General features: G+C 59.2%; 9 protein-coding genes and 1 pseudogene. 5 read left to right on the forward strand and 5 right to left on the reverse strand.

Features of this window, described 5'->3' with window-relative positions; genetic code table 11:
* Positions 1-185, forward strand: a 185-nt coding sequence (locus tag H8B02_RS43325; protein WP_229171890.1) for a hypothetical protein, incomplete at its 5' end; no start/stop codon positions are given.
* Between the two features lie 322 nt (positions 186-507).
* Here H8B02_RS43325 and H8B02_RS43330 read toward each other — a convergent pair.
* Positions 508-717: a hypothetical protein gene (locus tag H8B02_RS43330; RefSeq protein WP_229171892.1), complete on the reverse strand. Its 210-nt coding sequence runs from the start codon at positions 715-717 to the stop codon at positions 508-510.
* A gap of 400 nt (positions 718-1,117) precedes the next feature.
* Here H8B02_RS43330 and H8B02_RS43335 point away from each other — a divergent pair, with 400 nt between their 5' ends.
* Positions 1,118-2,023 carry a ribonuclease Z gene (locus tag H8B02_RS43335; RefSeq protein WP_229171894.1) on the forward strand — a complete coding sequence of 302 codons (906 nt, stop codon included), beginning with the start codon at positions 1,118-1,120 and terminating at the stop codon, positions 2,021-2,023.
* Positions 2,024-2,041: 18 nt separating this feature from the next.
* Here the strand turns inward: H8B02_RS43335 and H8B02_RS43340 are convergent, their stop codons facing one another.
* From H8B02_RS43340 to H8B02_RS43350, 3 genes and pseudogenes are all read right to left on the reverse strand, one after another.
* A complete protein-coding gene (locus H8B02_RS43340) occupies positions 2,042-2,299 on the reverse strand; it encodes a hypothetical protein (RefSeq protein WP_229171896.1) in 258 nt (85 codons plus the stop codon).
* A 644-nt stretch (positions 2,300-2,943) separates the two neighbouring features.
* Positions 2,944-3,093, reverse strand: a pseudogene (locus H8B02_RS43345) (ATP dependent DNA ligase); the annotation flags it as partial.
* Positions 3,094-3,113: 20 nt separating this feature from the next.
* Positions 3,114-3,254 carry a hypothetical protein gene (locus H8B02_RS43350; RefSeq protein ID WP_229171898.1) on the reverse strand — a complete coding sequence of 47 codons (141 nt, stop codon included), beginning with the start codon at positions 3,252-3,254 and terminating at the stop codon, positions 3,114-3,116.
* A gap of 402 nt (positions 3,255-3,656) precedes the next feature.
* Here H8B02_RS43350 and H8B02_RS43355 point away from each other — a divergent pair, with 402 nt between their 5' ends.
* The 3 genes from H8B02_RS43355 to H8B02_RS43365 all read left to right on the forward strand — a co-directional run bounded on the left by H8B02_RS43355 (position 3,657) and on the right by H8B02_RS43365 (position 6,760).
* Positions 3,657-3,854, forward strand: coding sequence for a hypothetical protein (locus H8B02_RS43355; protein ID WP_229171900.1), 198 nt, complete (start codon positions 3,657-3,659; stop codon positions 3,852-3,854).
* A 1,421-nt stretch (positions 3,855-5,275) separates the two neighbouring features.
* A complete protein-coding gene (locus tag H8B02_RS43360) occupies positions 5,276-5,716 on the forward strand; it encodes a hypothetical protein (protein ID WP_229171902.1) in 441 nt (146 codons plus the stop codon).
* An 816-nt stretch (positions 5,717-6,532) separates the two neighbouring features.
* On the forward strand, positions 6,533-6,760 hold the full coding sequence (locus tag H8B02_RS43365; protein ID WP_229171904.1) for a hypothetical protein: 228 nt from the start codon (positions 6,533-6,535) through the stop codon (positions 6,758-6,760).
* Positions 6,761-6,818: 58 nt separating this feature from the next.
* On the opposite strand, the gene H8B02_RS43370 is transcribed toward H8B02_RS43365, so the two are convergent.
* The gene (locus tag H8B02_RS43370) at positions 6,819-7,076 is read right to left on the reverse strand and encodes a hypothetical protein (protein WP_229171906.1); all 258 of its coding nucleotides are present in this window, start codon (positions 7,074-7,076) and stop codon (positions 6,819-6,821) included.
* Positions 7,077-7,207: the final 131 nt, after the last annotated feature.

Genomic DNA, 7,207 nt, shown 5'->3' on the forward strand with positions numbered 1-7,207 from the left:
ACTTAAGCATGAGGCTTTCCGGCGTCGTCGTCGAGCGCCTTGTCGGCCGTGTGGCCTTCGGCCATTGCCTCGACAGCCTCGATAACGTGTCGCCGCGTTGCGCGATCCTTGATCGAGCGGAATGCCCGCAGCAGTCGGAATATTTCTGCCGCGTCTCGAGCGAGTTGCTCCTTCGTCAAACGTGAATCCTCGTAATGTCGTTCGCTGGAAGGGGCCGTTGAATCGAAAAGGACCGTCCGGGGGCGGTCCTTTTCGGCCGGCTGCAATAGGCCTCTAAAAACTCAGAGATGAAAAATGCTCTGCAAGTTTCGATAACAACGGCAGAGATTATATTACGGCCGTCCTATCTCTTCAGAAATCCGGATCAATACGGTGTTCTGGCTATCGAACGATCCATGGTGCTTGCGCCAGCCATCGCCTCCGGGAATAGTGATGATGCAGTCGATCAGGTCGCCCGCGACGAGACGGCCGGGGGCGCGCTAAACAAGCAGCAAGCGAAGAGCGTGCTCAATTCTGGTTGGTTCGGCGAGTTCGGCTGCGTGCATAGCCCTTCGAGCTTGCCGCGTTTGCCTCGTTCAATTCCGCCTCCAGAAGTCCATTGGCGACGATCAGCGCACGCACCGCGGCGCGGACGTCTCCATCGCAAGCGATGATCACCTGATCTGCAGCGGCATCCGGCGGGTCGATTCCCTGAAGCGCATTTGCATCGGTCTGCATGGCCGGATTCCGATTGACAGGAGGTCCACTATGTTCTTGTTTTGTTCAGATGTCAATTCGGAGGTGCTCCTCAGACGTCGCTCGTGCAGCTGTCAGGGGCGGCACCAATTGAAACACCGACGCCGGCCGAGACGCGGATGGCGAGGGACCTGGTGATCCAAACGGTGTTGCGCGCCGCCAGTGGTGGGCGGGCTTCGCGTCACGGCTGCGGGGCTTCAATCCCTCGCGCCGGATCGGCCTCGCGTTGAGTACATTGTCCGGAAATCGCTCCACAAGGATTCGGCAGGCGACAGGTGCGGTCGCTATAACACGATGGAGAACCGCGCCATCTCGGTCTACATCCTTGAAGACCCATTTGATGAGGGCAAGGAATTCCAGACCTTCTAGACAAGTAAATCAGATGTTCGCACTCACGTTCCTTGGCACATCGGCAAGCGTTCCTTCCGCGGATCGCAACCACCCAGGCCTCCTGCTGGAGGCGGCCGGTCAGCGCGTTCTGATCGATTGTGGCGAGGGCATCCAGCGGCAATTGCTTCGTAGCGGTGCTGGCTTTCGCAGGCTCGATCGTATCCTTCTGACCCACGGTCATCTGGACCATGTGCTTGGCATTCCCGGGCTCCTGTCCACCCTCCGGTTGCGACAGGGGGACGGCAAAATGACGATCCACGGTGGCCCGCAGTCCCTCGATGTCGTCGTTCGGATGCTCGCGGGTTTCTGGGGCGCGGGGAAAACGCCGCTCCCCCTGGAGCTTATTCCGTTGACCGAGGGACAGGTGGCCGACACCGGGGAATTCGCGATCAACTGCTTTCCAGTTCGCCATCGCGATACCGATAGCGTCGGCTTTACGTTCGAGATTCGCGCGCGCCGTCACCTTGAGGCCAACCGCCTGTCAGCCCTCGGCGTGCCGGACGGTCCCGTGCGCAAGGAGCTGGCGGAGGGAGTATCCATTACGACCGCGGACGGCAGAACCGGTTATCCGGAGGAGGTTCTCGGACCGGCGGGCGGCGCGAAGAAGCTTGTCGTTATCGGCGACGCCGAGGCAACCGACGGCCTTTCCGGCTACGCCGCTGACGCCGACGCGCTGGTGGTCGAGGCGACGTTTCTGGATCGCGATGCGGCTACTGCTCGGGACTATGGCCACCTCACTGCGCGGGAAGCGGCGTTGCTCGCTGCGGCGAGCAACGTCAAGCTGCTGTTGCTGACTCACATTTCGGGCCGGTATTCGGACGAAGAGATCCTAGCGGAAGCGACAGGCATATTTCCGAACGCTCGAATTGCCAGTGACTTTGATCGTGTCGTGATCTGATCCTCTGGCGGGGCGTTGTCATTGGAGGACCTTCGGCAGCACCACAACGACATCGATTTCCCGGCCGAGAATTCGCGATGCAACGAGTGCGATATGCAGGGCGAAATTGTCCTCGATCTCCGCTGCAGTCGACTCGTCTCTTGCGTAGACATACAGCAGCGGCCCGTCGACTTCAGCAAAGCGGATGCCCGCGAATACGCGGTCGAACGTTCCCGCGCCCAAGATGAGCGCCATTCTTGCCTGTATCGCGTAGTCCTGGATTTCGGTCAGGTCCATTTTGCACCGCAGGGATAATGAGTCGGCCGTACAATAGATGTTTACGCCTTTCGCCGCAGACAAGGGGCTAGTTCAGGAGCGAGCCGGATGGCCATGCGCCGGACAGGGAAAAGCTGATCTGCGTTGCATTACCAATGGAAGGACTCCCGGGCTCGTCTGATCGATCAGAACCCGGACCTCCCATCGTACAGCACGGTGGTAACGCATTTTGGTTCGCTTTCCGCGGCATACAAATTGATCGGTCTCGTCCGGATAAAGGCAAGGCCCGCGCTTTGGATTGCCGCCTGAAAAATAGACCTGCTGAAGTGTCGATAGCAATGCTGCGCCCGTGATGTCGCACCGCAGGGGGCGCCTGTGTGGACGCTCTGTCGATCGCGCAACTTCAGCTGTCAACAACGGGACGGGCACGGTGAGCACACGGGTGGCACGGTTTCAGCGATGGGGCGGGCTCGCCGTCAGCGATCGCCCTTATCAAACATGTCCCGGAATCCGCGGGGTAGCCGCGGCACGCCGTCATCGGGTTTGTTGCACCGCGGGCAGGGCGCGCCGGCACCACCGCAGGTGCAGGCATGCGGTCCGGTCCAAGGCTGATCCGGGTGGTTCTCGCAGACCCAGCCGGTGTCGCCGCACAGATGCCGGCTCACTCATAGGTCTTCTCGCACGCCGCGAAAGAAGGGATGCCGCACCTTTCCCTCGGCGGATTTGGCCCGGGACTCGATCTCGGCGAGCAGCTTCGGCTCGACCCAGATAGCCTTTTGCGCGATACGCTTGGTGTTAGGGTTGGACTTGCGGATCGGGCGCCTGACGATAATGATTATACCGCCTTCTTGGCGCCGGGCGGGTCATCAGTCAGCATTAGCTTCAGTTGCTCGGCCTGTTCCTTGGTTAGCTTCTCGGCGAATGGGCCGTTTTTCTTTGGCTGCGCTGGCCCCTTGAGTTCTCGATCATAAACCATCCAGTCGTCACCGCTTCCTCTCCGAACGAGGAACCTGCTTTGTTGGAGCGCTGTGTTATGCAACGATACCTCCCAAAATGGCGGTCCGCCGGTCTCAAAAATACACACCAGATGACCGTTTATTCCTGAACCGGGACGCTAAGCTTTCCCGCTCGCTCCAAATTGCAAGGCCCGTGCCTGACAAGGTCGCAACCTTGGTGTGGCTGGGTCTTCGATTGGCCAGAACTTTCGCGGCATCGCCCACCACGATGAACGCGCGTGTCACAAAACCTTGTCGGGCGACTGCCAATCTCCCAGAGCTGGGATTTCAGGGCCCGGACTGGAATGCGTGGCGGGCGCCGCCGAGCGAACATACTCCGCTCGCGCGGCGTTCAGCATCAGTCTCCAATTGGAGGGAAACGCATGTTCGACGCCGAAACGACCGCGCTGCTAAGAGCTGTGCTAGAGGAAGTTTGCGAGAATATTTCCGTCTTTGAAACCGGCGCCAGGACGCACGTTGCTTCCAAGATCCTCGAAGCCGCGGCGAACGGTCGACTCTCAATAGATGACTTGAAGGCAGCGGGTCACAAAGCCCTGAACGCGCCTGCGATGTGGCGCTGAGTTTCGTCACCGCTCGAGCCGAGCCTCAACGCGGAATTTCGCATCAGCTCGAACAACTCAAGGACATCAGCAAGCCGCAGCTTCGAGCCCTTGGGCATGTGCTCCAGCAGAATGTGCCGGGTGTCCGTCGCGATCCCGTCACGCTTGAGCGGTCGTGCTCGGCGTGGAATGCCTGCATGTCTGACACAAACTGGCGGGCTAACTCGGGCGGGATATCGAGCGGCTTTCGGCTGATGGGCATTCCCGGAGGATAGGTATCCTCGGTCAGTTTTGCGAATCGAATCGGCGACGGCCCGGCACTGGCCTCCACGGCCCCCAGGAGTGCTGGGGCCGTTTCTTTGGGGCCTGTGATCGCCGTGGCGGAAATTCGGGCGGGTCAGTGCTCCGTAATTTTACGGAAGAGAACTCCGCGTCGACCCGCAATACTACATCGATACAGCAGGTGGTTGGAAAGTGAACCAAGATTCCTTCTCCTTCGATGGCCCGACTAATTATTACTATCGATGGAAAGGAGCACGCAGCTTCGCTTTCGATCACTATTTCCCGACAGTCGGGCAAAGCTACCAAAACCCTGTCGTCGGGAGGGAAGTCCCTTACTGTCAGCGGGGAATGCAGAAAAATGGGACCCGACGGACGAAAGTTCTGATGTCACGGCGCCGCTGTAAGGATTAATTCGCCGACTAGCCTCGTCTATCGCGCCTGCTGAATATGCTTCGAAACCCTCTGGGCAACCGCGGAAGTTCATCATCCGGCTTCGGTCTGTTGCACTTCGGGCAAGGCGCCCCGGCGCCACCACACCTGCAGGCGTGAATGCCGGTCCAGGGCTGATCCGGATGATTTTCGCAGACCCATCCCGTATCCTCGCATAGGAGGCATGCCGGCTCGGTCATCGCATCAACCCGAAAAGCTCGATGACATCGGCAAGCCACAGCTTCGTTCCTCTCGGCATATGGTCCAGGAGAAGGTGCCGAGCATTGGCTGCGATCTCGTCACGTTTGATCGGATCATATTCGGTGTGGAACGCTCGCATGTCGGCAGCGAACCGCCCTGCGACCTCCGGCGGGATTTCCAGCGGCTTTTTTGGTGACGGGCATGCACCGAAGATAGGTATCCGGGGTGCAGTGCGAATCGTCGCGAGGTCGATTGTCGCTCGAGACAAAGACCGCGATCCAGTGTGGTATTCGGCTCGAAACCCTGCGGTAGCCCCCCCACAGAGCCTAGATTTGTGGCGGCCGGACGAGGTTGGATGGGCTTTTTTAGGGGCCACGCTCCCGGAGCGCTTTTGTGGTCTAGGTAATTCCATCAAGGCACCATCATCTTGCCGTGTCTCAAAAATACACACACCCTTCATTCCTAGATTGGGAAGCTCTTGGCGTAGGCACGTTCAGGGGAACCGCTGGCATCTTGACGAGGAAAGGTACATGGGACGGCGCGTGGTCATTGAGACCGACACACTCGCGGCGCGATTGGCAGAGCGAGCGAAGGAGCTTCGCGGGCAGGCCGATGAGCTAGCTCCAGGTGGTGCGAAAGACACGCTGCTAGAGCTGGCCCAATTTGCAGAGACCAGCGCTCACATGAGCAGATACTCCGCCTCCTCGCGCATTGAGGCCGTGGTAGGCCAAGATATGAACCGGTTCAGTCGCGGCGAGCGCGTCCAACTCAAGCGCCCCTACGCCAAAGCGATCACGCGCAAGAACAGGACGCCCGACTGGCTGAAGCGCAAAGGAATCGTGCAAGGCTTCAAACAGGATTTCATTTACATCCGATGGGATGGAAGAAGGACGATTGAGCAAGTGCCGATAAGGGCTGTGGAGAAAGCGGGCCATTCGTCAGGAGAAAATCGCGGTCCGCTCCATAGCTGATCTACGGCACCTCTCGAGGAGCCGACGGCGCCTGGGCGGAGCCGTGGCCTCGATCCAACAGGGGGTGCAGCCCAGTTTGTCCGATCGTGCTAGGTGTGGTCTCAGCGCTGGCCACACGCATATTGACGTTTTCCGCTGTCGTAATCGTTGCGGCAAGGATCGAGAGCGCGACTGCGATCGCGAAAAGGATCAAGGCAGTTTGGTGGTTAGTCATCAGGAAATACTCCGACAGAAAGCAATTTAACGCGGTTCCGCCACCCCGCGTTCCCGCGGGCGGGAACACCGTGCTCTCCCGGAATCCTCAAGTCCTTCTGACGGGCGTAAATTAGACGCTGCCGGGCGCAGGTCCTGTTTTATTGCAGATGCGATCCCCTTTGAGCGGCGCGGTGAGACGGCCTCAGCGTTCGATCCAATACGCTGGGGCCGTTTTCTCTAAGTCGCCTTGCCAGCTGGCGGAGTAAAAATGGATGCATTGCGCGCATCTAAGGAATTCTGTTCATCCCCACGGCGAACACCCGGTAACCCTCTCCGCTGGGGATAGCGGGCGGGTGCTGTTCTAGTTCGGACACTCGCAGGCCGGAAGTTAGGACAGCGCTTCTGACGCGTCTAAGGGTGAGTTTCGAATAGACCAATAGCGCATTGTCTTGCGCAGGCTAATTTGCGGAAACTCTGCGGACGCAGCGGTGCACGCTATACGCTTGCGCAACTAAAGCACCGGCGCCGGCCTCGGGCGCTGGTGCTTTTTGCGCGAAAAGATTCTCGGCCTGGCTCGATCTGAAATTTGCTCCGGCGGTAAGGCTTCGCAAGGGAGGGGATATGGCTTGGACTTGGCGCTGGTGGATATTCTTTGGACTATTGATTCCGGCCGTCATCGCTGCGGCGATCGCGCGGGGCGCAACGAACAACCAGAACATCGCCAGACGAGAAAAAGGCGATTTTCTTTATGCCTTTGCTACGCGACCAGGCTCTACGATCTCCGGGACGCTTATGGCTGGCGCGATCTGCTCCGCCATCATCACAGCCGTGGCCGGATTTCTCGTCTAAAATTTCGTGAGGATGAAGCGCAACTATGGCACCAGCGCCGGATAGGGGACTGGTGTTTTTACGCGAACAGGTCTTTCCCGGCCTGCTTCATCCTCACGAACGTCCCGCTCTCATGATACTCGAGCCAGCCTTGGCCGATTGCATGCTGCAGCCCGGCCCAATACTCGCCCGGCGTCGCTTTGTCCTCATCGATTATCGGGCGGTTGATCTTCTCGATGTAGATCCGGCCATCCTGGATCGGCTCGAATGCTTTCGCGTGCTCCATGATCCTGCGGGCAGCTTTCTCGGGGTCGGAGTAGGGGCGGTCGCCCTTCATATTCATCGCTTAGCTCTCACGCCCATGTACTACCCTGATCTCTTTCAACTTGTGATTGATGAGCATTTCAGCGCGCCGCTTTGCCAGCTCAGGTAGCCTTGTCCGCACGGTGCTCAGCACCGTTCGCTCGT

Origin of the sequence: Bradyrhizobium altum (assembly GCF_020889705.1) — a bacterium.
GTDB classification, from domain to species: Bacteria; Pseudomonadota; Alphaproteobacteria; order Rhizobiales; family Xanthobacteraceae; genus Bradyrhizobium; species Bradyrhizobium altum.